Origin of the sequence: Sphingobacterium corticis, from assembly GCF_042684745.1 — a bacterium.
Lineage (GTDB): Bacteria > Bacteroidota > Bacteroidia > Sphingobacteriales > Sphingobacteriaceae > Sphingobacterium > Sphingobacterium corticis.
This window is the reverse complement of sequence record NZ_JBHUMA010000006.1, coordinates 353,067-378,221: the sequence shown is the minus strand read 5'-3', so window position 1 is coordinate 378,221 and position 25,155 is coordinate 353,067. Positions and strand designations below refer to the sequence as shown.

The following is a 25,155-nucleotide window of genomic DNA, read 5'->3' as shown; positions in this document are numbered from 1 at the left end:
TTCAGTATATAATAGATTGGAAATACAAAATTACTTATTAAACCATTTTTCTTCTCACTACATCAACTTCATCTTCAACGCGACAAACTGGGTATTCACTCGGTTTTCAATGTGCTCTTCCTCAATCGGAATAATTTCGTGCATAGCTTTAGATTGCTGTAAAAATGACTCAATAAGCTGCATCATATACTCATTTCCATGGTAACGTTGTAAATCATCCTTATAATCTGCCCATGTAGTCGATTGGTTTTCCTTGGAAATGTATCCCATTCCATAGAATTTCCCGTTCTCGATCCATATGCAACTTTTCTCTTCCAAATTTCTTCCTTGATCTACAATAATATAACTCGAGGATTTGGTTTGGACAGCTTCCATTGCCTTTTCTACTCGCTCATTGTAACCATCCAATTCCGGTAAATCGATGGATCGCCTCGCTCTTATCTCTAAGGTCGTAGGTAAACTGACTTCCGAAGGGAAATGACAAAATCGTTTATCCAAACTAAAATGTTCTATTAGATTTCGTAAACTACTGACGCCCTCGCGTAAACTATAAAACGGACGTATGCAGCGCTGATGCTTGGCCAACTTGATTAAGCTAACATGCATATAACCATCCATTCCCGTGTAATTCACTAAACCATATTTAGCTTCTGCTCGTTTCAATGCACGGTTGTACTTGGGCCACAATCGGTTTATTTCTTGGCATTCTAAAAGCAATGCCATTAATTCCGTACCACATAGCTGGAATGAAATGTTATGAATTTCCTTCAGAAAATCCTGACGTTTAGCTTGGATGTTGTGTCCGGTGAAATGTCCGGAAACGCGCTTTTTAATATTAATTGCTTTTCCAACGTAGATTACTTTTCCACTACGATCGTGGAAGTAATAAACACCAGCTACCATCGGTAAATTATCGAAGATATCTTGTGAAAGATTGGCCGGCAATCTTTGTACCGAAGAATTTCGTTTAAGCATTTGCTCTAGGACTGACTCACTATCCGAAGCAACAAGCAATTCGAATAATTCGGCGGTAGCGGAAACATCACCGCCTGCGCGGTGACGATCATTCAATCGAATACCTAAAGCATCGCACAACCGACCTAAACTATATGACGCAAAACCGGGTTTTATTTTCCGAGCTAAACGAACTGTGCATAATTTTGGACTTTGCCAGGTTAAACCTGATTCGCCAAGCTGGTGCTTTAAGAAAGAATAATCAAAATTAACATGGTGTGCTACGAAAATTCGCCCATGTAAATAGTCGTAAATCGTACTAGCTACATCTTGAAAAATCGGCGCATCAGCCACCATTTCGTCGGTAATTCCAGTCAAACCTTGAATCGAAAGCGGAATATATTGTTGCGGATTAACCAAGGTTTCCCAACGGTCAATCACTTGCTGACCATCGTGAATAATAATGGCAACTTCCGTAATTCTGCTTCTATCTGCACTTCCACCTGTGGTTTCAATATCCACAATTGCATATTCCCTCGCCTGCTTCGACATGTTTTCCTCGGTTGAGATTCAAATATACTAATATATTTAGTAAATCATAACAGCTTGAATGGTGATTCTACACAATTATTGTTTTTACACAAAAACCTGGATAAATATGCTAAATTCTGATATGATCCATTCGACGGGTTGAGAATTGATAACGTTCCCCGAAACGTTATATCATTTTTTCATCTTCGTCGTCAAATCATTTCTCGTAAAATATTTATATTGAGCGATATAAACCTGTATTTATGTGCGAAAACCAACTCACTGCGGAGCACCTCGCTTTTCGAGATAGCTTACGCGCTTTCATTACAAAATCTGTACTTCCTCATATCGACGTTTGGGAAAAAACGCAATGTATAGATCGCGAAATTTGGAAACAGATGGGCGAAATGGGATATCTCGGTCTTAACTTTCCGGAACAATTCGGCGGATTAAATCTGGATTTCTACTATTCCATGATTTTTTGTGAAGAATTATCTCGTTGCTTTTCGGGTGGTTTCGCTATTTCGGCCCTTGTGATCCAATACATGTCGGCGCCGTATCTCTACAAGTTTGGATCGCTGGAGATCCAAAATCGTTATTTGCGTGGCGTTATAGCTGGCGAATTGGTAAGTGCGGTAGCCATTACCGAACCTGGCGCAGGTTCGGATGTGAAAAATATGCAAACTACTGCGGTGCGTGATGGCGATTTTTTTATCGTGAATGGAGCGAAAACATTCATTACGAATGGCTATTATGGCGATTTTTTTATTACTGCCGTAAAAACGGATCCGAAAGCGGGCAGCCGGGGAATCAGCTTGCTTGTAGTTGATAGGAACGCGCAGGGAGTCACCGCGCGAAAAATCGACAAAATGGGCTGGCATGCTTCGGATACTGCCGAATTGTATTTTGATAACGTACGTGTTCCTGCTAACAATTTGGTGGGCGAAGAAGGGAAAGGTTTCAGCTATTTGATGGCCGGCTTGCAATTGGAACGATTAACGGCTGCCATTCACAGTATTACTACAGCAGAATCCGCGCTAGAATATGCACTAGAATATGTTCGGAACAGGTCGGCTTTCGATAAGAAGTTGAAAGATTTTCAAGTTCTTCGGCATCGAATAGCACGAATGGAGGCCGACATTGCCGTTCAAAAAGCCTTTGTGAAACATTGCTGTGATTTGCAAAACCAAGCTATTTACGCGGTAAAAGAATGTTCGATTGCTAAATTGCAAACCAGTGAATTAGCGATAAATGTAGTTGGCGAATGTTTGCAACTTTTTGGCGGATATGGCTTTACCGAAGATTATAAAATTGCACGATTGTACCGAGATGTTCGCGTTGGCACCATTATCGGTGGAACGTCCGAAATCATGCTGGAAATCATAGCCAAAATGACAATCGACGAAGTGGATTATCGTTCCAAAGTCAAACAATCCTAAATAAACCAAAAGACGATGTCAACAACAGAAAATTTCGAATCGTTTAAGCGTTTCCACCTGCAACATCTTGAAAATGGATGGATAGAAATCGTGTTTTCACCATCGGCAGATGAAAATCTTCCAAGCGAAAAACATCGATTTACGATAAACGATTTGTTCGAATTTTTGGAGCTAGCTGTAAAAAATTTAGTGCACACCGATGTTACCGGATTAATTTATAGATTGGGCAATACCGAAGCAAATGGCGAATTGGACTACAAAACGGTGTTGTCGGAGGCAAAATCCGTAGATGAATTTCGAGCATTCCTAACAAGTTTGAATACGATGCAAGTTAAAATTCGTCGTCTCAGAAAGCCTCTTATTAGTATTGTCGAAGGCGATTTTAAAGGTACATTGTTCGGCTGGGCATTAATGGCCGATTACCGCATCGGATTTGGAAAAACGACAACCGTTGGATTTCCGGAATCGGCGTATGGCATATTTCCTGGATATGGCGCATTTAATAGAATGGTCGATTTGTGGGGTATTGATTTCGCATTACGAATGGCTAATCTTCCCAAAAACTATTCGCTTGCCGAAGCGGAAAATCTTGGCTTGATTGATAATCAAGTTAGCAACTTGAACGAAGCTTATGCACTCGCAAAAAAATGGAAACAGGATGAGGTAGAAATTGATTACAAAACTAAAGCGGACAACAGGAATGCGCTTTCCTCCTATCACGTAAATACTAACTTCCCGAACGTATCTGCAACCAAATCTATTTCCAAACACATCGACAAACCACTAAATGAACGGCTAAGCTTCGAAAGCGATCAATATTTACACGTCTTGCGCTCCGAAACAACTTTTGCTTTGCTGCGAACAAATTACTACGGCATTCGAAATATTCAAAGCAAATTAGCGGGATTGAACAAAGAGCAATCGAATTCGATTCGCAAAATTGGGGTTGTTGGAGCAGGAATGATGGGCTCCGGCATTGCTTATGAGGCGGCTCGTGCGAAGATGAATGTTGTTCTGCTCGATGTAGATTTAGCGCAAGCTGAAAAAGGCAAGCAATACAGCCAACGCATTACGGATAAGCAACTCGCAAAATCGGAAATCACAGCAAACCAACAACACGCACTATTGGACCGCATTCAATGTACGAAGAGTTACGAAGATTTATTCGACGCAGATTTAATTGTGGAAGCCGTTTTTGAAGACACCGAATTGAAATCTAAGGTGCTATCAAAGGTTTCTGTAAAATTGCACAAAAATGCCGTCTTAGCTACTAACACCACATCACTTCCGATTGAAAGTTTAGCTTCTGCAACCCAACGCCCAGAAAACTTTGTGGGCATGCATTTCTTTTCTCCCGTGGAGCGGATGCCGCTACTAGAAATTATCGCAGGAGCAGAAACGAGCGAAAAAACGAAAGTCTTTGCCTTGCAAATCGCGCATAAACTTGGAAAGATTCCGATTATCGTGAATGATGGTCCGGCTTTCTTTACGTCCCGAATTTTCTTTCATTATTTACTGGAAGGAATAACGATGTTGCTCGAAGGCATTTCGCCGGACATGGTAGAAAGCGCTGCGAAAAATGCTGGTTTTCCGGTTGGACCGTTGCTTGTTTTGGACGAAATTTCCCTCCCGCTCATGATACATGTTTACGATCAATTGCCGCAACTTCATGATGCACAAAGAAAAGCATATCAATACCTGCGTTCGGTAATCGAACAAGGGCGTTTGGGGCGCAAGGCGAATGCCGGACTTTACGATTATGATGAACAAGGAAAGCGCATCGCTTTGTGGAAAGATGTCCGTTTAACACCAAGCGAATCAGTCCACGACGAAGCCGATCTGCAAGCACGATTGCTACATATCGTGGCATTAGATAGCTTTCGTTGTTTGGATGAAGGAGTTTTACTGAATACGTTAGATGGCGATATTGGCTCTATTTTAGGAATTGGCTACGCACCTCATACTGGCGGGGTATTTAGTCATATTGATCAGTTCGGATTACGCAATTTTTTATCAGATTGTCAGCGTTTCTTGAAGCATGGCGAGCAATGGAATGTTCCGCGAAGATTGGTTGAATTAGCTGATCAAAATTTCAAATTCTACACCGATTTTCAATCGAACTGGAAAACCGATGTAGAATAATAATACGTTAAAGCGCACTGTTTGGAATAGTCATTTGATCAATAAGCTCATTTACATTTTGCTTGATAAACGTTTCGTAATCTAACGTACGATCCAAAATCGCACGTTGTTGTTTCTCCGCGAAAACACGATTAAGATTGATCTTATATTTTTCAATCAGTTTCGGAATGCCTTCGTCGCGTCGGCGACGATGTCCTATTGGATATTCAACGACGACTTCAGGTAACGCTGTCCCATCAGATAAGGTTACAGTCAGCGCATTTGAAATCGCGCGTTTTTCCGGGTTATGATAATCAGCCGTAAATTGTTTGTCCTCTATGCAAGAAATCTTTTCTCGCAATAGATCAATGCGCGGATCACTCGCGATGGCATCTTCATAGTCTGCTGCCGTCAACCTTCCAAATAACAACGGTACAGCAACCATATATTGCAAAGCGTGATCGCGATCGGCAGGATTATGCAATGGCCCTTTTTTATCGATAATGCATATAGCTGCTTCGTGCGTTCGAATTGTGATCAATGCAATATCATCCGCAGTTTTTCCTTTTTGTATTAATTGCCGATGAATGATGATGGCTGCTTCGACGGCCGTTTGTGCATGAAATTCTGCCGGGAACGAGATTTTAAACAGTACATTTTCCATCACATACGAGCCGTATTCCCGTTGAAATTTGAACGCTTTGCTTCCAAACGAAACATCGTAAAAGCCCCAAGTTGGCGCAGACAAAACAGATGGATAACCCATTTCTCCCGTTTTTGCGATCAACGCCAAGCGCACCGCACGCGATGTAGCGTCCCCAGCCGCCCAAGATTTCCGACTTCCTGTATTCGGTGCATGGCGATACGTACGCAAGGATTGTCCGTCCACAAATGCCAGCGAAAGCGCGTTAATTAGTTCGTCTTTGTTCAAACCAATCAACTTCCCACAAACTGCCGTAGATGCCACTTTTACCAATAATACATGATCCAATCCTACTTTATTGAAGGAATTCTCTAATGCCAAAACGCCTTGAACTTCATGTGCCATGACCATGGCTTCCAAAATGGTACTCATTTTAATCGGTGGCTTACCATTTTCTATTGCTGTACGACTCAACCAATCGGCGACCGCTAAGATACCGCCTAAATTATCGGAAGGATGTCCCCACTCCGCCGCCAACCACGTATCGTTGAAATCTAACCACCTCACCAACGTGCCGATATTAAAGGCTGCCTGAACGGGATCAAGCTGAAAGGACGTTCCTGGAACCTTCGCACCGTTCCGCACCTGCGTGCCAGGAACGATAGGTCCAAGCAATTTTGTACAAGAGGGGTAACTCAGTGCTTCAAAACCACAACCAATCGTATCTAGAAAACACTGATGCGCCGTTTTCAGTGCTAAATCACTCGTTATGGTATAATCAAAAACATAATTTGCAATATCGACCAACACCTGATCGGGTTCCGGCCTTTGATTCGAAATAAATGACATATTTATCTATTAGGTTGATAAAAATTAACGTGCGTCTAAAGAAACGAAAGGTCGATTCTCAGGACCGATGTAATTCGCGCTTGGACGAATAATCTTTCCATCTTCGCGCTGTTCTATGATATGCGCGCCCCATCCAGTCAATCGAGCGAGCACAAATAAGGGCGTAAACATATCCGTGGGAATGCCCATGCGATGATACGAAACAGCAGAAAACCAATCCAAATTCGGAAACATTTTCTTTTGTTCCCACATTACACTTTCCAGCCGTTCAGCAATTTCATACAAAGGCATCTCCCCAGCATTTTCGCTAAGCGATTTGGCAATGCCTTTTATTACTTGGTTTCGCGGATCGGAAATCACGTAAACAGGATGCCCAAATCCGATAATCACTTCCTTCTGTTCTAAGCGCTTAAGAATATCCACCTCCGCTTCGTCTGCCGATTGGTATCTAGATTGAATTTCATAAGCAACTTCATTTGCGCCGCCATGCTTCGGTCCGCGCAATGCGCCGATCGCACCAGTGATTGCAGAATAGATATCGGATCCGGTTCCAGCGATCACCCGTGACGTAAAGGTCGACGCATTAAATTCGTGTTCTGCATAAAGATTTAAGGAAACCTCCATTGCATGCACCCAATCGCTCGGTGGCGCTTGATGATGCAAAACACGTAAAAAATGTCCCCCAATGGTTTCATTATCGGTAACCACATCTACTCGCTTTCCATGATGCGCATAATGGTACCAATACAGTAAGGCTGAACCCAAGCAAGCAATTAGGCGATCGATAATATGCTGTGTTTCCTCCTTCGTCGGATGCTGCGATTCCGGCTCCAAACTTCCTAAGACCGATACGGCGGTACGCATCACATCCATAGGATGTGAAGTTTTTGGCAATTGCTCCAAAACCAACTTGAGTGGATCAGGAAGATCGCGAAGACCGATCAACTTTTTTCGGTAGCTTTCCAGCTCATTTTTAGTCGGTAATTCACCATAAATGAGCAAATAGGCTACTTCCTCAAAACAAGCTTGTTCAGCCAAGTCTAAAATATCATAACCTCGGTAGTGCAAATCATTACCGTTTTTTCCAACCGTTGAAAGTGCGGTGTTTCCTGCAGTTACCCCGGAAAGCGCAACGCTTTTCTTAGGTTTGAATGTCGTATTATTACTTTCCTTCATTCTGTTGTTGGTTTAAGTAATCTTCGTAATAGTAGTAATTGATGCTTTTGTACAATTCTTCACGCGTTTGCATGTTTGGCAAAACACTTTTTTGAGAACCTTCTTCAAAAATCGTTTTGTAAACGTTCGCTGCTGCTTTATTGGCTGCGCGGAAAGCGGAAAGTGGATAAAGAACGATCGAAACGCCGTTGGCTTTCAATTCGTCGACGGTGAATAATGGCGTTTGTCCAAATTCCGTAATGTTGGCCAAAATTGGGACATCCAACGCTTCTGCGAAACGTGCATAATCTTCTAAATTGTTAACTGCTTCCGCGAAAATAAAGTCTGCGCCGGCAGACTGATAAGCTTTGCAACGCTGAATTGCTGATTCGATTCCTTCGTTGGCGATTGCATCCGTACGCGCGCCAATAACAAAACTTGAGTCTTCTTTTGCGGACACAGCTGCTCGAATACGATCAACCATTTCTTCGGTAGACACGATTTGTTTGTTTGGCCGATGGCCACATCGCTTCGCTACCACTTGATCTTCGATATGTACTCCTGCGGCGCCCGCTTTCCACACATTTTTAATGGTGCGAGCGATATTAAAGGTACTTGCACCGAATCCCGTGTCGATGTCGACAATCAATGGCAAATCGCAAACATTTGTAATTCGATTGATATCCGTAAGTACATCATCTAAAGTCGTTATTCCTAAATCCGGAATACCCAATGAGCCTGCTGCTACGCCTCCTCCAGAAAGATAAATCGCTTTAAACCCAGCTTCCTTGGCTAATAAGGCGTGGTTTGCATTGATTGCACCGACCAATTGTAGAGGTTCATTTGCAGTAAGTAAATATCGAAATCGAGCGCCTGCCGAAAGATTTACCATAATGATATTATTGCAATGTTTATAATTTGGTTCTTACGAAGCGGAAGAATTTGCTACTTGAGCTTTCTAAAGCTAGCAAAATAAGATGAGTTTATAAAGCTTCCTATTTTTGCCATTGCACTTAATACGCGATATTCGATTAAAACCACCTAATTAACGGGGATATTTTTGAAGCGCACATAACAACGATCGGTCACTAAAAAAAAGTAAACTTCTGATTTACAAATAATTATACAAATAAAAAACAGTGTACGGCAGAGAACCACGTAAAAACCGCAACAAATATGAAGCTTATCGCTTATTATAAATTCTTCGAAAATAGCATAGTATTTGTAACATATATAGAAAGAGCGTTTAGTGGAAGCTCGTCGATATAAATTAGTTGAATTGTAAATCGGTATCTTATGTATTATCTAAACTTCAATAACGTACAAAATGTTTTCAAAAAAGCGATTGAAAGCGGAATGGATATTTTGCATAAGCGCTTTTACAAAATGGCAGGAAATCAAATCGCAGGATTAAATGGTGATCTTAGCATTCAACTGCCGTTGGGAGGAAGCAACGAATACAACGCGCAATTTGAAGATTTGCAACCCAGCAATCATCGTGACGAGGAGTCATCTGACTTTCAGAACACGCTGGATCAGTTGGATGCGAAAGCTTATGCTACGTTTATGATGCATTTGGAAGGTTACCGTACGAGCGAAATTGCGTCTTATCTGGAACAAACGGAAAGCGAAGTAATATTGCAGATCGCGGAATCGAGAAATGCGTTAAAAATTAACTCAAAGGCTGCCGTAAATTAAATTATTAAGCAGCTTTATGCAATAAGCTGCTTATCAATAGAAAAACGAATCAACTCCACATAATTCTTAGAATTGGTTTTTTCTAATAATTTTTGACGGTGCCCTTCAACCGTCCTTTTGCTAATAAACAATTTATCGGCAATTTCTTTAGTTGTATGTCCGTCCACCAATAACTGAAGTACATCAAACTCCCTTCCTGATAAATCCAATTCTTGTAGTACTTGCTTAGCATCTATTTTGCTAACAGTGGGTCGATTTGACATTAATAATCGGAAGCTGAGTTCAGAGGAAAGGTACGTGTGCCCTTTCATAATATGTCCCAGCGCAAATAACAACTCATCATAATCAGCATTTTTTAATAGATATGCTTTCGCTCCAAGATCGAAAACGGCCTTGATTTCAATTTCGCTATCCACCATACTCAAGAATGCCACTTTTACATTCGGATAGCGTTCAGCCATGGTACTCATAAGTTCTTTTCCACCAACTCCATGCATATTCATATCGGTTAATAGAACATCAACATTAGCGTTATCTTCCAATATAGCGAGTACTTCTTCGCCATTAGTGGCTTCACCAATAATTTGAACATTCGGCTGTGTTTCTAGAAGAAGTTTGAGGCCGTTTCTGACGACACGGTGGTCGTCTGCTAATATAATACGCATATTGTTATTGGCTAATGAAAGTTTGGTAAAATAGTAAATGCACGATAGCTATCATGTATCTTCAATTATTTTTTTTCTAAGATTTGTTTTACCATCTCTTCTAAATCGAATATGTTAAACGGCTTTGAGAGGTAAGCTTCAGCGCCGGCTTTGTCTGCCAGCAGATGCACTTCGTTATTGGCGGAGCAATAGATCACGGGAATATGCTTATAGTCCGGATGCTGCTTTAATAATTGAGTAGCTTTCATTCCACCAATATCCGGAATCCAGTTATCCATTAAAATAGCATCCGGCTTAACTTGCTCTACGCGTTCAATAATATCGTGCGAAGTCTCTGAAACGGCTACATTATACCCCGCGTCTGTGAGAATAATGGAACAAACATCTAAAATATGTTTATCGTCATCAAAAATTAATATCGTTTTATCGTTCATATCTATTTATTAAGCACTATTATTCGTTTTTGCAAACCGATTGATATAAATCGGCATGTCTTGTGGTTTTAGCAGCTGATCAATTTCTACTTTATCGACCGCTCCAGTTGGCATGGCGTTTACCTCAGCCGTTTTCGGATCTTGCACTAAGGCCAGACCACCATTTCTTTTTATAAATTTCAATCCGCGTACCCCATCGTGGTTCGCCCCAGATAATAACAATGCGGCAACGTTCGAGCCAAAAACTTCGGAAGCCGACTGAAATGTGACATCTATAGACGGACGCGAATAATTCATTTTCTCTGAATAATCTAAAGCCAATTCCGTTCTGCTCTCTATTAATACGTGATAATCAGCAGGCGCCAAGTAAACCGTGTTCGCTCGGAGCGGCATCTTATCTTCGATTTCATAAACAGGCATATTCGTATATTTTTTAAATACAGCTTCTAAATGCGATCCAGGCGCAGCTTTTCGATGGATGACAACGATGATCGGAAAACCTATGTTTTCATTTAATTGAGGAAGCAAGTTGAATATTACCTGCAAACTACCTGCTGAACCTCCAATTAGTAAAATGTCGATATTTCGAATCGCTTCACTCATAAATTTTTGGTTTGCTTAATTCATTTTCCGCCAGATCTTTTCTGTACCCAATCGCTTATATGTACTCTCCAAGTTCGAAAATCGGATGCTCTCTTTCGATCCCAAAGCCAGGTAGCCTAATTTATCTAAACTGTTGTCAAACAGATTAAATACCCGATTTTGCAATTCCTTCTCGAAATAGATAAGCACATTTCTACACAATATAAGTTGAAACTCATTAAATGAAGCATCGGAAACCAAATTATGTGTGGAAAATACGACCCGTTGCTTCAACTTATCGTCAAATTTCACCACATCGTAATTTGCTCTATAATACGATGAAAGTTCACGAGCACCACCTGAAAGATTATAATTTTCAGAATATTGTTTCATATGCCGGATAGAAAATACGCCTTGCTTTGCTTTTTCTAGTACGGTCGGGTTGATGTCAGTCGCATAAATCAATGATCGATGATATAAGTTTGCTTCTTGCAATAAGATCGCCAATGAGTATACCTCCTCGCCCGTTGCACAACCAGCCACCCAAATTCGAATGAAAGGATTTGTTGCGAGTTGCGGAATAACTTCTTCACGCAAGTTCTTATAAAAAAGTGGATCGCGATACATCTCGGTTACGTTCACCGTAATTTCTTCCACAAATCTTTGCAAATATTCTGGATGATTCATTAACTGGTAACGCAACTCCGCAAAACTGTAAAAGTTATCCATCACGCAAATACGGTTTATTCTCCTTTTTAGCGAAGCCTTACTATATAATGTAAAATCATATCCATAGCGGACAGCGATATCTTTCAGCAAAACATCCAACTCCTCATCTTTCACAATTGCTGGCTCGATCATCTATAATAGTTCTCTTATCGTACTTAGTAGTTTATCTATATCAATCGGTTTAGAAACGTAACTATTTGCGCCTGCTGCAAGGCATTTCTCTCGATCTCCGGTCATTGCTTGCGCAGTGACAGCTACAATCGGAATGTGTTTCCGGCTTTCCGTAGTTCTAATTTGTTGAATAGCTTGATACCCATCCATATCCGGCATCATCATATCCATTAATATTAGCGCTACTTCCGAGTCATGTGCTAATATATCCAAACCTTCTTTCGCAGATTGAGCCGTCACCGAGCGAAATCCTTTCACGCGAAGTGATAGTTCCAGCGCGAAAATGTTCCTTGGATCATCATCTACGATTAAAATCTTTTTTTTGATCTCCATGTTTGATGCTTATAAACGATAACTACCCTTCGTACAACCAAACTCGCAGAAGCGACAATAACTGATCGGCATCTACCGGTTTCGAAATATAATCCGACGCGCCCGCCTGAATGCAACGCTCCCGATCTCCAGTCATCGCTTTCGCAGTCACTGCAATAATAGGTAGCCTAGCGTATTTCGGTATTGATCGAATCTCACGAATACTGTCATAACCATCCATTTCCGGCATCATCATATCCATAAGGATGATGGAGATGTCAGGATTTTCTTCCAACTGTGTAATCGCTTCTTTACCATCAATCGCTGAAAAAACTTGCATTTGGTATTTTTCCAATGACTTGGTAAGCGAAAAAATGTTGCGCACATCGTCGTCAGCAATCAACACTTTCTTACCCGCTAATATTTCTTGTAAGGCGCCCAAACCATTACTGCTTTTTGATTTGCTTTTTTGGGTCTGATCACCGATGAGATGTAAGAACAATCCTACCTCATCTAAAATGCGTTGATAAGAATGTGCTGTCTTTAGTACAATAGAATCAGCGTATTGTTTTATCTTAAGTTCTTCGGCGTGTGATAAGTTTTTACCCGTAAAAATGATGATCGGCAAATCTTCCAGGCCTGCTTGACTTTTAATAGCTTCTAAGGTTTCATATCCGCCGCGGTCAGGTACGCCCATATCTAAAATAACGCAATTTACATCCGAAGAAACGAGCGCGCTAGCACTTTCCTGCACCGATGTTTTGATTTCAGATGCGACATCAAACTGGCTTAGATAGTATGCCAAAGCTTGTGCATGTTTTGCGTTTTCTTCGACAATTAAGACTTTCTTTGGATGTCTCTCCAATGCTTGCTCAATCTTTCTGAACATACCTCCTATTTGTTCCGAAAGCATGGGTTTGCGAATAAAGTCGATCGCTCCTTTCAGCAAACTCTCCTTCTTAACTTCCAAAGAAGACATAATATGCACTGGGATGTGCTTAGTATCCTTGTGCGCTTTCAATTCGCCCATTACTTGCCAGCCGTCTTTCTTCGGTAATTGAATATCCAGCAGAATAGCCTTAGGTTGATATTTTCGAGCATAATCTAATGCAACGTCACCACGAACAGCGATTACCGCTTTATAGCCTTGTTGGCGTGTATAAGTCAGTAATGCTTTAGCAAAGTTAACATCATCCTCCACAATCAAAATTACACGATCTTCGGCACCAATTTCTTCGCGATCGTCTGCGATCTCCGCCGGCACATCATCCAAAATGAGGGAATTGTTGAAATCTTCGCCAACGATGTGTGTCAGTTCCTCTACATCATCAGTAAGACTCTGTAGCAGATCTTCCGTGGTAGAGACTGGAGTTTCTTGATTTGTACGACGAATCGGAATAATCAGTGTAAATGTACTACCTTCATTTTCTACGCTATCCAATAATACTTCTCCGCCAAGTAAGCGTGCGATTTCGCGACTAATGGAAAGTCCCAAACCTGTTCCACCGAACTTACGTTGTGTGGATCCATCTGCTTGCTGGAAAGCCTCAAAAATTAACTTTTGTTTATTTGGAGCAATACCAATACCCGTATCTTTTACCGCAAACACGAGTTGGTTCGGGTCATCGTGCTTTAGATGAAGGCTTAATGTTACGCTACCGACCGTTGTAAACTTAATGGCGTTTGATAACAAATTACGCAACACCTGATCCAACCGCTGTCTATCTGTTTCAATAACTTCCGGCACATCTTCTCCAACGACTATATCAAAATGGAGAGATTTTTCGGTAACAATCGGCGAAAACATACTTCTTAAATCATGCGTTACGTCTTTAATGGCGATCGTCTCATAATCCAGCTCCATTTTACCCGCCTCAATTTTAGACAAATCTAAAATTTCATCGATCAACGTAAGCAAACTAGAACCCGAACTAAAAATAACGCGCGCGGATTCTACATGTTCCTCATCTAGCAGTCCTTGCTCATTTTCAGATAGCAAACGAGATAACAAGAGAATGGAGTTCAATGGCGTGCGCAGTTCGTGCGACATATTTGCTAAAAACTCCGTTTTGTATTTAGTACTCAAAGCAAGTTCTTCTGCTTTTTGCTGGATCTCAATATTCCGTTCAGCGATAAGAATGTTTTTCTCCTCCAACAATTTGGAGCGCTCTTCCATCTCTTGATTGGACTGCAGCAGTTCTTCTTGTTGTACTTTCAATTCTTCTTCGGAAGCCTGTAGCTTCAAGGTTTGTGCTTCTAGTTCTACATTTAGATTCTGTAGCTCCGCATGTTGAACATGCAGCTCTTCGGCCTGCGCTTGGCTTTCTTCTAGCAAGGTTTGCACCTGCTTCCGACTTTTTGCCGCAATTAAGGCATTTGCAAGGGTAAAGCCAGCCTCAGCAAAGAAATCTAATCTCGTCTTATCGAATGGTTGTAGAGCGCCCAATTCAATTACACCTAAACATCGTCCTTCGCTGACAATCGGCATCCACAATAGCGCGTGGAGCTTTATTTTTCCGTTTGCAAAGCTAATGAGGTATTCCTCATTCGGCAGATCATCGATCACCTTGTATTTTTTGTCGAGAAAAACTTGTCCAACCATTCCCTCGCCGGGCTGGATAGCTTGCTTCATATGCTCCTCCAATCCGTGTGATCCCTTTAAAACAAGCTCTTCTCCTTCTAACAGATAGCATGCTCCGTTGGCTAAACCACTATACTGAACTAAATGATTCAAACAAGCCGATGCGAGCTCACTCTCATTTTTATTACCCGTGAGTTCTTCGTGCAGTTGCGCCATTCCCGTTTGTTCCCACTCATTATTGTTTAGTGTTTCAAACGAATTTTGTAAGGAAGTGCCCATTTCGTTGAGCGACTGTGTCAGGTTGCCCAATAAATCGTCACGCTGCTCATCAATTTGCACGCTATAATCTCCGTGAGCAATTTTATCCGCCATGTTTTGCACCTTCGCTAATCTCTGTTGCAATTCTGCATGAATTTTAGATAATTCTGCCTGAAGCTTTTCTCTGCTTTTTAGCTCATCTTGTATGCGCGTGTAGAAGTAGAACGTAATTAATAGTGACGCAATACCAGCGCCTATAATCCACCATGTGGTTGTATTGGATGAAGCATACAATTTCTCAGAACGTATCTCCAGCAAATAGTTTTCCGTCTCTACAATCCGATCGATTAACAAACGGCAGTTGTCCATGAAACGGCGACCTTCTTCTAGTTCTGCTAACGAAATTGATTGATTATTTCGCTTATTCCGAACCAAGCGTCTTAAAATACTTAGTCGCGTATCTATCAGTCTAAATAATGAATCTACACGCGCTGTCTGCTCATTGTTGTCAATAATAAGCGAACGCAAATCTTTCAGAGAATTAGGAAGACGTACCAAGCTGGCAGAGTACGGCTTAAGGTACTCCTCGTCGCCTGTGAGAATAAATCCGCGTTGCCCGGTTTCGGCATCCTGCAAATCAGTCCAAACTCCGTTCGTCGCATTGATGACCTGATAAGTATGTTCCACCATCGACTTATTATCTATCAGTTTAGATATACTGACATAAGAAGCTACAGAACTGGCAATTAAAATGACAAAAGATATACCGAAACCGATCTGTAGGTTTCGGACAATTTGTTTAGGCATAGGTGTTGGTTTGTTGATATGGCAGGGTAAAATAGAAAGTGGAACCTTGTCCGATTTCGCTATCTAAGCCATAGGTTCCTTGGTGTTGGTTAATAATCTCAGCGCATATATATAGTCCAATGCCAAGCCCTTGGAAGCGCTCAGAGGATTCCTCCACACGATAGAATTTATCAAAAATATTTTTGTGTTTGTGCTTTGGTATACCAATACCATAATCTGTAACGCTCACTTTTATTTCCGTATCCCATTTTTCTGTTTTAATAAGAACTCGGCCGGAGTTAGGAGAATATTTGATGGCGTTGGTAAGATAATTGGTGAGCACTTGTTCAATACGAATTTCATCGCCGACCAAATCGTCGTCAATCAAATCACCCTGCCGTTCCAATTGCACCTCAGTTTGTCCAAATGTTTTGTACATGGTATCTACCACATTGGCGATCATTCTCTCCAAACTAAATGTGGTTTTATTAATCTTCAATTTTCCGTTATCTATTTTAGAGATATCCAGAAGATCAGCAATCAATCCATTCAGCTTATCCAACTGACTTTGGACGCGTTGTAAATACGTATGCTTCTGACTTTCCGGATCTAGCATCCTATCTAGCAGTTGGATGTAAGCTTTAATACTTGTTAGCGGAGTTTTCAACTCGTGGCTTGCGATACTTAAAAACTCATCTTTCTTCTGCTCGACCTGCTTCCTGTCATCAATATCCGTAAATGTTCCCACCCATTTGATAATCGTATCACCTTCTTTGATCGGAATAATTCGAAGCAAGTGATATCTGTACGTGTTCGAACCTAATTCGCGGATTCTAGTTTCTAGTTCGAACGGATCGCCATTTAGTAAATGTGGCGACCATGAATCCCACAACAATGGATCGTCTGGATGCGTTTCTGGAAATAGTTTGGATGTTACGGAGTAGCGGAACCATTTGTTATTAACGAACTCCACTTCCCCACTAGCATCCGCCATGAAGGCAATTTGAGGCAACGACTCCAAGATAGAACGTAAATGGTCGACACGTTCACGTAACATGTATTGCGTACGTTTGCGTTCTTCAATTTCTGATCGGAGTGCTTGCTCTGTGCGACTTAATGCAAGCGTTTGCTCATACAATCGGTAAAATGTTTTGACTTTTAAGATTAATATATCCGGATCCACCGGTTTGGTAACATAATCTATTCCGCCAGAAGCATATCCTTTCGTTATAAATTTTTTGTCTGTATTTACAGCAGATAGAAAAATGATTGGGATTTCCTTTGTCTTGTTAAATCCGGATAAGGATTCGGCCACTTCAAATCCATCCATACCGGGCATTTGCACGTCGAGAATAATTAAAGCATAATCATTCTTCAAAACCTTTTTTAAGGCTTCCTCACCAGAGCTTGCCGAATCGACCTCAAAACCTTTGCTTTTAAGCAAGCGCTCTAATGAGTAGATATTCTCAATAGTATCGTCAACAATCAGTATCATGGTAGATTTTAAAACAAAACATGTTCGCTGCGCGAGCTACATAATTCCAACTTCATATACACGCAATAGCATAAATATGCTATGGATGCTACAATGCGCACTCATCTACAAAAACCGCTCCATTCGAATACAGAATAATGAGAATGTTAAAAAAAAATAAACATAATAAAAACACGATGGCACCGAGTTGCGCTAACCTGTTGTAATACAAGAGAAAAGCAAAACCGAGCTAAAAATAATTGTAGCTCGGTTCAATAACCGTTCGTTGAATTAATTTAAGTTAGGACACCTAAATCAAATCTGAATCTAGATCCGCATCTTTTTTGGGGTATCCTTCTTCATCCAAATTGTCATCAAGATCCTCGGGTTGTTGACTGAGCGCTTCGTCTACAGGGTCAAGTTGAACATCATCGCTAGTAACTACGTCATCTAACTCCTGTAATTCTCCATCCAACTCTTGCCCCTTTTGTTGATATTCATTTTGAGCATATGGATTAGCCTCATCATAGATTTGTCCATCTTCCTGCGCTTCAGTAGTAGCAGTTTCGTATGGCAATGGATGATCGTAATCGGTATCTTCGACATCTACATCCAATTCAAAACTATCTTGTTCTTCGTTAAATTTTAATGTTTCGCCAGTTGCTTCAATTTCTCCTTGTGATTCCTCTTGATCGAAAGGTAAACTATTGATCTCTTTGTTTTCTTTATCTTTTTCAGACATGATATCCTCCTTGTTTAACTGATAAATTACGTTCTGATATTACAACAAAGGATTCGGAAATGCGTTTGCAATTATTTCGTTATTTCGAGTTAAAAATTTAATTGCGCTTGCAGGCGGAGCAAGTTGCCTCGTTGAAAATTATCGGGCAAAGCATGATCTTCGTAACGGCGGGAAGACATCGTGTACATAGCTACCAATTCGAAATATTTTGATGGTTGCCATTCTACGCCTAGTTCCAGTTCTTTTACATCATAACTTCTCGCATCCTGCTCGTGTTTCTTACCACCTTCGTATTGCTGAATACGAGAGAAAGGAATGAGCACATGATCCTTGATCCTGGTCATGTAAGATAACGTGACATAACCTCCAGCCAAAGACTTCGTCCCAATCGCCTGTTGCATTTTATCATATTCTGGTCCGCGTCCAATATTGTACTCCGCTTGGATCCCGAACGGTTGCGGATACAAAACAAAACTTGCACCTACACGCTCGTCAACGTATTCGCGATTGTCATTTACAGCAACACCTTCACTAGTCCGATCATTCGAAATGATGTATTTACCCGTATAACCTTGAATACCGGGTTCAATAATTTGATTTCCGATTTCAAACGGATAACTTAATCGAGAAACGATATGCATACCTTTATTGCTCCCCGGATTGTTTGCGGTTTGCCCATTATATACGCCGAGTGCAAAAACTCCGTAATCTCCAGATCCTTTCAGACCTTTATCTACCAACGCAGCGAATAGCTTTCGCTTTTCCTCTGGTGCCCAATAGAAAAACATCCCTAGATCCCGTTCGTTGCGCAACGCACTATTCGTTCCGTCCGCACGATCCAGTGGTAGACGATTCTGACTGGACTGCATATTCTCAAAGCCGAATGGAACTTTACTTTGACCAACGCGCAAACGGAATTCATTTTTACGATCTAGACCTAAATCAAAATATACATCTCGAACCTGTCCGTAATGTAAACCTCCAGAAGCCGAACTTGCAAAATCCGGCTGAAAATAAAAATAGACACGCTCGTTCAACTGTGCGGAAAACTTTAAACGAACACGACGAAGAAAAAATCCGCCGCCTTCGCCCCAGCTGGCATCACATTGCTCACAACCTAAATTGGGATTCGTTTCTAATAAGCGATTATACCTCGCCTGTACGTAGCCCCCAAGTTGAATGACTTGGTACCATGGCTTTTTCTCTTGAGCAAAGCAAATACAGGATGGAATGAGCAAGATAAATAACAGCAACTTAGCGCGATTCATATGTAGTTAAAATGAATTTAATGTTAAAAACTGAGGCGAAAATAATTACCTAACATTTAATTAACATAGCGCGGTTTCAGATTTAACCAATTGATAACCTTCCCTTCATCTTTTGATAATTGGAAATTAATATTGAGTTAACATTAGCTATTTAATGAATATTCTATTGGGGTTATGAACTTGCCTAAACGTAATTTGGCAACATTATTGGAAGTACATCAGAAAATTACACGATAACTATGAAAAACTTTTTACTAGGGCTACTATTGATTGGTTTGCTATTCACATCTTGCGGCACTACGCGAAAACTCAGCGACCGCAAAAGTAATATCACAAGCATTTCGTTTGAACGAACGCCGTGTTTCGGAACTTGCCCGGTTTACACAATACAGATCGATAAGAATTGCGAGGCGACATTACAGGTAGAAAATCATGTTACTAATAAAAACGCTGGACGTTATCACACAAACCTACCGGAAAAAGAATGGTTAAAGTTATCGTCCAAGTTGGAGAAAATGAACTTCGAGGAGTTGGATAGCAATTACGGCAACCATCAAATATCGGATTTGCCTACAGCTAATACGGCAATAGCCTACAAAAATGGCGGAACAAAAGAAGTTAAGGATTATGGCGCAAGAGGGACAGAAGCACTTAGCGCGTTTTATCTACATATGGATAGTCTAGTTAATCATTTAGATTGGGAACTCACGAAGTAAATTTTTCACAATCATAATTTTATATAAGAGGCCGCCATAGTGCGGCCTTTTTTGTAAGTTTTGGAAATAAACAGTATCTAAAATTTGAATTTGTTGCATACTCGAAGTTATTTTTAGATATTAGTCGCTGTACTTCAAACCTACTTCAACTTACTGAAATACAGATACTAACTAATAATCTAATTATGAAAATTTTTATAAATCTCCTATTGCTCGTTTTGGCCGTTTTCATTTCTTCTTGCTCCACGGATGATTTAGATGTGCAAACAGACAGTTTAAGCGAAATTAAATTATCGAAAACCTCCTGTTTTGGCACATGCCCAATATTCGATATTCAGTTAAATAAAAATCTTGAGGCCACACTTGTGGTAACGAATTTTGTTGACGGCAAAGAGCCCGGACAGTACAAAACAACAATTACCGAGGATGAATGGCTGAAACTATCTTCCATGATTATAAAAATGAAGTTCAGACATTTGAAAGGCGATTATGGTGATCGCACGTTGGCTGATTCGCCATCTGCTAACAGCGCTATCACTTTCAAAGATGGATATGTTAAAGAAGTAAGGGATTATGGAGCAAATGGAACGAAGGATCTTCGCAGTTTATACACCAATATAGATGATTTGGTAAATAGGGTTGACTGGAGGTTTGTCGAGTAGCTTTTGCAACAATGCTTAAATACTGCGAGCCGCTATTTAGCGGCTTTTTTATCTTCAAATTTTTTTTATGAAAATATATTTCTTTAAAAGAATATGAATTTCCTAATTTTAACACCTGTTAGCCATAACGTATTACCGAAATCTTTGTATTATGAAAAGTAATTCAATTTATATGGTGTTAAGCTGTTTATTTGGACGAACAGCTTGTAGTAAGGATATCGAAATTGATGCTGAGGTTTTCGCAGAACAGAGATCAGGATGATTTGATAATACGCCTTTTTTTGGAATTTCATGTCGGATCCTAATAGTACTAAAATTTTCATCGGCGATTTAGATGATAATATAAACAACACATCCGCGAAGTTCAAAACTAAAGCATCTTCAAACTCCGTATTTATAGGCAATAACTCTAACTTGTATCCTGGAGCCGTATATCTCAAAGAAAGTGTTGACAATTTCACCTTTAACAATGAATATCCTTTCGAAAAAACGCCGTTCGACTACTATTTCGGATTCACGAGAAAGTTTATAGCTCAAGATATTTTTCATACATATGGCCGAGGTTTGAGACAATACTTTATTGCCGAAGAAAATGCACTAAACTCCCAAAAATTTTAAAGATTACATAAAAGCAACTGAATCTCGTAAAGTTGAGTTCAGTTCCACTGAAGTCTACACCTATTCCGATATTGAAAAAAATTTTTCGGCGAATGCGTCATTTGGAAAAATATTCACTTCGAAGATGACTCAAAACAACAAAAGCACTAAATACAAAAGCATATATTTCGCTCGATTAGAAAACGCAATCTTTGATGTTCTATTCGAACCTGATTATCGCGATTTCTTTTTAGATGATGATATAAACAGCGATTTAAGTGGTGCCACATTTCCCTTGAACAACCCAAATCGTGGTGCAAGTACCGTTAAAAACACATCGAAATATTTTCAGAGCGGAGAACCACTCTATATTAGAAGTATGTCCTACGGCAACTATGCCTATTTAGCAGTTGAGAGCGAATATTCCTTCTTTGAAGTCAAAAATGCTATTGAAGGCACGTTTAATATGTGGAAAATCGATGCAGGAGCTAAAGTTGATAGAAAAACTGTTGATATATTATCTAAATCATCGGTCACGTTAATGATTAGTGGCAAAGCGAAAAATTCCACCAATACAAACGAAACATATTGGGCAACTTCATTGGATAAACTTGTAGACATTTTTACAGTGAAGTATACGGAGAACTACATTGGAGCTCCCACATTTATCGAGATAAGGAAGGTTCTGAAGCATACGACTTATATCCCTAGAAACGATAGTTCGACGGCAACAATTAGAAGACCAATGTCACCAAGACCAACAAGAACACCAAATACTAATACACCTCAAAGAAGAAATCGACCTGGCAGTGGAAGAGCAAGCTCTTGATAAAGTTATTGCATCACGGAAATGAAGTAGATTGGGGATTCCTATCATCGCAGGCGATGGCCAATCGACCTTCGCGCGCTCCTGATTTACTAGCTATCTAACAGCTATCAATACAACAATATTTGCGCAGCGAAAACAAATTTATTCCATTTTAAAAGCATAATAATAAGGTCGCTGCAAATAAATGAAATTTTCACAACCTCATTAATCTTATCTTAATACTAAGAAACGATATGCAGCTAACCATTTGACAATTATCATAAAATAGTCAAACTGTAAAAAGCGCTTTTTTATATTCGAAAATTGCATTTCCTTTGCACTATGATTTATACTGAACATTATACTATAATAGTCAGTTAGTACCGCAATAGAAATGAAAAACTCATATTTCAGATATATATTTTTAGTTTTGGCGACTTTCACATTTGCCACTTTTAGCTTCGCTCAAAACATTAAATTGACCGGAAAAATTAAGGACGGCAACACTTTAGAGGCAATCCCTTATGCAAGCATTCAAATTTTAGAAACCGCCAGCTCCGGAACTTCCAGCAACGAGCGAGGCGAATTTACTTTAACATTAACAGGTGGCAAGCGAAAGATTCGTGTTACTTCTGTTGGTTACGAAGCGCGCGAAGTTGAATTGAGCACAGATGAAGAGCAATACGAACAAGTTTTCCTATACGCGCAGAACGCTATCGAAACGGTAACCGTTAAACCTCCGAAACTAAAATATTCGAATAAAAATAACCCTGCCGTAGAACTGATTCGTCAGGTAATTGCTCACCGCGACGAAAATCGATTAAGCGGACAAGAATATGTGGAGTACAACCAATATGAAAAAATCATTCTGGGTCTGAGTAATTTGAGCGAAAAATTCAAGAATCGCAAAATCTTCAAAAATTACCAATTTCTTTTCCAGCAAGATACGGCGAATACCGATGTACCATCGTACATGATTCCAGCTTTTATGGAAGAGAAATATTCAAAAAATTACTACCGTAAAAATCCAAAAACCAGCAATCAGATTGTGATTGCGCAGAAACAAGCGGATTTTGATCCCAAGTTTGTGGATAATGCGGGCATGAGCAATTATTTTAAACGCCTGTATGACGAGGTAGAAATCTACGACAATAACGTAACTATCCTTACCAACCAATTTTTAAGTCCGATTGCAAACTCCGCTCCTACTTTCTATCGATTTTATATTACCGACACATTGGAAGTGGACAATGAAAAGTTGGTGGAACTAAGCTTCTTTCCTAGGAATAAAAACGATTTACTATTTAAAGGCAAACTGCTCATTACTTTAGACGGTCAATATGCTGTAAAACATGCGTACATGAGTACGAACAAAGAAATCAACCTGAACTTCGTACGCGGATTGGATATTGAATTGGCTTTCGGGAAAGACAATAAAAACAAATATTACCTGAATAAAAGCAGTTTGGAAATCGATTTTGCGCTAACTGGCAAAGGCAAAGGTATTCGCGGAAAGCGGGTGATTATGCTGAATGATTACAACAGCGGAACGGAACGACCGGATAGCGTTTATAGCATGAAAACGCTACCCGTAAGTAGCAATCAAGTGATTGCTACCACTGCTAAAGAAGTGGATTGGAACACATTGCGTCCAGAACCACTTTCCGAAGGTGAATCGGTCGTTTACCAAAACATAGAAGGCCTGCAAAACATGTCATCGTTCAAACGGGTGATGGACATTTCCGCTTTGCTATTGGCTGGATATAAACAATTAGGTCCGGTCGAAGTTGGTCCGGTAAATACGTTTTATTCCTACAATCCGGTGGAAGGCTTACGATTGCGCGTAGGCGGTAGAACCACGGAACAATTGAGCGAACGCTTCTACGCGGAAGCTTATGGCGCGTACGGAACTAATGACCAGCGATGGAAGTATTTCGTGAGCGGAACGTATGCGTTGAACAAAAAATCGCCCTACAAATTCCCACAACATTACTTACGCGTTTCTGCTTCCTACGACACTAAAATTCCAGGTCAAAACCTAGAATTCATTCAAGAAGACAATATCCTGTTATCATTCAAACGCGGTGAAAACCAAACATACTTATATAACAACGAATATAAATTAGATTACAAAGCTGAATTTGAAGGAAACTTTGCGATCACTTCCGGCTTAAAAATTTGGAAACAAACGCCTGCAGGTGTATTAGCGTATCGACAATTGCAACCCGACGGAAGTACGCAATTGATCGAATCCTTAAACACCACTGAATTAAGCCTTGGCTTGCGCTGGGCACCAAAAGAACAATTTTATCAAGGAAAAAACTACCGTACGCCGATTGTTAATGAATTTCCAATTTTCAATCTCCAATATACAGCTGGCTTGAAGGGCATTTTTAACGGCGAATACAACTACCACAATTTTTCCGCTGGTGCATTCAAGCGCTTTTACCTATCGCAATTGGGTTATGCCGATGTTAACTTAGATGGAACGTACATATTAGGCAATAATGTACCCTATCCATTGTTGACCATCCATCGTGCTAACCAAACATATGCTTATCAACTAGCTTCGTATAACTTGATGAACTTTATGGAGTTTGTGTCCGATCATCACGCTTCGTTGCAAGTTCAATATTACATGAACGGATTTATCTTCAATAAAGTTCCTTTACTGAAAAAGCTAAAATTACGTGAAGTATTTAGTTTTAAAGGCATCTATGGTGGCTTGCGTGATGCAAACAATCCGAATCTTTCTAATGGCGTTTATGATTGGCAGAGAAATACAGATGGTGCTATTTCTTCCTATACATTTTCGGAAGATACACCATACATGGAAGCCAGTGTTGGTGTAGCAAATATTTTCAAAATTCTACGCGTGGACGCTGTGAGACGTTTGACTTATCTAGATCATCCGAATGCACCAACTTGGGGCGTTCGTGCGCGCATCAAGTTTGATTTTTAAGCTTTCAGAAGCCCCGTT

The 25,155-nt window shown here is 40.3% G+C and carries 21 protein-coding genes; 8 read left to right on the top strand and 13 right to left on the bottom strand.

Going from position 1 to position 25,155, the window contains the following annotated elements:
- Positions 1–57: 57 nt before the first annotated feature.
- Positions 58–1,506: an exonuclease domain-containing protein gene (locus ACFSQ3_RS07700; protein ID WP_380868959.1), complete on the bottom strand. Its 1,449-nt coding sequence runs from the start codon at positions 1,504–1,506 to the stop codon at positions 58–60.
- A gap of 242 nt (positions 1,507–1,748) precedes the next feature.
- Between ACFSQ3_RS07700 and ACFSQ3_RS07695 the strand changes: the two genes are divergently transcribed.
- Both ACFSQ3_RS07695 and ACFSQ3_RS07690 read left to right on the top strand, forming a co-directional pair.
- The gene (locus ACFSQ3_RS07695) at positions 1,749–2,924 is read left to right on the top strand and encodes an acyl-CoA dehydrogenase family protein (protein WP_380868958.1); all 1,176 of its coding nucleotides are present in this window, start codon (positions 1,749–1,751) and stop codon (positions 2,922–2,924) included.
- A 15-nt stretch (positions 2,925–2,939) separates the two neighbouring features.
- Positions 2,940–5,066, top strand: coding sequence for a 3-hydroxyacyl-CoA dehydrogenase NAD-binding domain-containing protein (locus ACFSQ3_RS07690; RefSeq protein WP_380868957.1), 2,127 nt, complete (start codon positions 2,940–2,942; stop codon positions 5,064–5,066).
- A gap of 7 nt (positions 5,067–5,073) precedes the next feature.
- Here the strand turns inward: ACFSQ3_RS07690 and ACFSQ3_RS07685 are convergent, their stop codons facing one another.
- From ACFSQ3_RS07685 to prpB, 3 genes are read right to left on the bottom strand one after another with little or no spacing between them, the layout of a single operon-like run.
- Positions 5,074–6,537 carry a bifunctional 2-methylcitrate dehydratase/aconitate hydratase gene (locus ACFSQ3_RS07685; protein WP_380868956.1) on the bottom strand — a complete coding sequence of 488 codons (1,464 nt, stop codon included), beginning with the start codon at positions 6,535–6,537 and terminating at the stop codon, positions 5,074–5,076.
- 24 nt (positions 6,538–6,561) lie between these two features.
- Complete coding sequence (gene prpC, locus ACFSQ3_RS07680; RefSeq protein WP_380868955.1) at positions 6,562–7,713, bottom strand: bifunctional 2-methylcitrate synthase/citrate synthase; 1,152 nt, start codon at positions 7,711–7,713, stop codon at positions 6,562–6,564.
- A complete protein-coding gene (gene prpB / locus ACFSQ3_RS07675; protein ID WP_380868954.1) occupies positions 7,700–8,584 on the bottom strand; it encodes a methylisocitrate lyase in 885 nt (294 codons plus the stop codon). The genes prpC and prpB overlap by 14 nt, the downstream gene beginning before the upstream one ends.
- 404 nt (positions 8,585–8,988) lie before the next feature.
- Between prpB and ACFSQ3_RS07670 the strand changes: the two genes are divergently transcribed.
- Positions 8,989–9,390: a hypothetical protein gene (locus tag ACFSQ3_RS07670; RefSeq protein ID WP_380868953.1), complete on the top strand. Its 402-nt coding sequence runs from the start codon at positions 8,989–8,991 to the stop codon at positions 9,388–9,390.
- 14 nt (positions 9,391–9,404) lie between these two features.
- Here the strand turns inward: ACFSQ3_RS07670 and ACFSQ3_RS07665 are convergent, their stop codons facing one another.
- From ACFSQ3_RS07665 to ACFSQ3_RS07625, 9 genes are all read right to left on the bottom strand, one after another.
- Positions 9,405–10,055: a response regulator gene (locus ACFSQ3_RS07665; RefSeq protein ID WP_380868952.1), complete on the bottom strand. Its 651-nt coding sequence runs from the start codon at positions 10,053–10,055 to the stop codon at positions 9,405–9,407.
- A gap of 65 nt (positions 10,056–10,120) precedes the next feature.
- The gene (locus ACFSQ3_RS07660) at positions 10,121–10,489 is read right to left on the bottom strand and encodes a response regulator (protein ID WP_380868951.1); all 369 of its coding nucleotides are present in this window, start codon (positions 10,487–10,489) and stop codon (positions 10,121–10,123) included.
- A 9-nt stretch (positions 10,490–10,498) separates the two neighbouring features.
- Positions 10,499–11,092 (bottom strand): chemotaxis protein CheB, encoded by a 594-nt coding sequence (locus ACFSQ3_RS07655; RefSeq protein WP_380868950.1) that lies wholly within the window; start codon positions 11,090–11,092, stop codon positions 10,499–10,501.
- A 15-nt stretch (positions 11,093–11,107) separates the two neighbouring features.
- Entirely contained in the window at positions 11,108–11,932 is an 825-nt protein-coding gene (locus ACFSQ3_RS07650) for a CheR family methyltransferase (protein ID WP_380868949.1), read from the bottom strand.
- Positions 11,933–12,304, bottom strand: coding sequence for a response regulator (locus tag ACFSQ3_RS07645; protein WP_380868948.1), 372 nt, complete (start codon positions 12,302–12,304; stop codon positions 11,933–11,935).
- A 22-nt stretch (positions 12,305–12,326) separates the two neighbouring features.
- On the bottom strand, positions 12,327–15,929 hold the full coding sequence (locus tag ACFSQ3_RS07640; RefSeq protein ID WP_380868947.1) for a response regulator: 3,603 nt from the start codon (positions 15,927–15,929) through the stop codon (positions 12,327–12,329).
- On the bottom strand, positions 15,922–17,403 hold the full coding sequence (locus ACFSQ3_RS07635) for an ATP-binding response regulator (protein ID WP_380868946.1): 1,482 nt from the start codon (positions 17,401–17,403) through the stop codon (positions 15,922–15,924). Before ACFSQ3_RS07635 ends, ACFSQ3_RS07640 begins: the two co-directional genes overlap by 8 nt.
- 289 nt (positions 17,404–17,692) lie before the next feature.
- Positions 17,693–18,124: a hypothetical protein gene (locus tag ACFSQ3_RS07630; RefSeq protein WP_380868945.1), complete on the bottom strand. Its 432-nt coding sequence runs from the start codon at positions 18,122–18,124 to the stop codon at positions 17,693–17,695.
- Positions 18,125–18,213: 89 nt separating this feature from the next.
- On the bottom strand, positions 18,214–19,392 hold the full coding sequence (locus tag ACFSQ3_RS07625) for a porin (protein WP_380868944.1): 1,179 nt from the start codon (positions 19,390–19,392) through the stop codon (positions 18,214–18,216).
- 239 nt (positions 19,393–19,631) lie between these two features.
- Between ACFSQ3_RS07625 and ACFSQ3_RS07620 the strand changes: the two genes are divergently transcribed.
- The 5 genes from ACFSQ3_RS07620 to ACFSQ3_RS07600 all read left to right on the top strand — a co-directional run bounded on the left by ACFSQ3_RS07620 (position 19,632) and on the right by ACFSQ3_RS07600 (position 25,137).
- On the top strand, positions 19,632–20,108 hold the full coding sequence (locus ACFSQ3_RS07620; protein WP_380868943.1) for a DUF6438 domain-containing protein: 477 nt from the start codon (positions 19,632–19,634) through the stop codon (positions 20,106–20,108).
- Positions 20,109–20,293: 185 nt separating this feature from the next.
- Positions 20,294–20,770: a DUF6438 domain-containing protein gene (locus tag ACFSQ3_RS07615; protein WP_380868942.1), complete on the top strand. Its 477-nt coding sequence runs from the start codon at positions 20,294–20,296 to the stop codon at positions 20,768–20,770.
- A 291-nt stretch (positions 20,771–21,061) separates the two neighbouring features.
- Positions 21,062–21,388, top strand: a complete 327-nt coding sequence (locus ACFSQ3_RS07610) for a hypothetical protein (RefSeq protein WP_380868941.1) — start codon at positions 21,062–21,064, stop codon at positions 21,386–21,388.
- Positions 21,389–21,512: 124 nt separating this feature from the next.
- Positions 21,513–22,196 (top strand): hypothetical protein, encoded by a 684-nt coding sequence (locus tag ACFSQ3_RS07605; protein ID WP_380868940.1) that lies wholly within the window; start codon positions 21,513–21,515, stop codon positions 22,194–22,196.
- A 373-nt stretch (positions 22,197–22,569) separates the two neighbouring features.
- Positions 22,570–25,137 carry a DUF5686 family protein gene (locus ACFSQ3_RS07600; protein ID WP_380868939.1) on the top strand — a complete coding sequence of 856 codons (2,568 nt, stop codon included), beginning with the start codon at positions 22,570–22,572 and terminating at the stop codon, positions 25,135–25,137.
- The last annotated feature ends 18 nt before the right edge of the window (positions 25,138–25,155 follow it).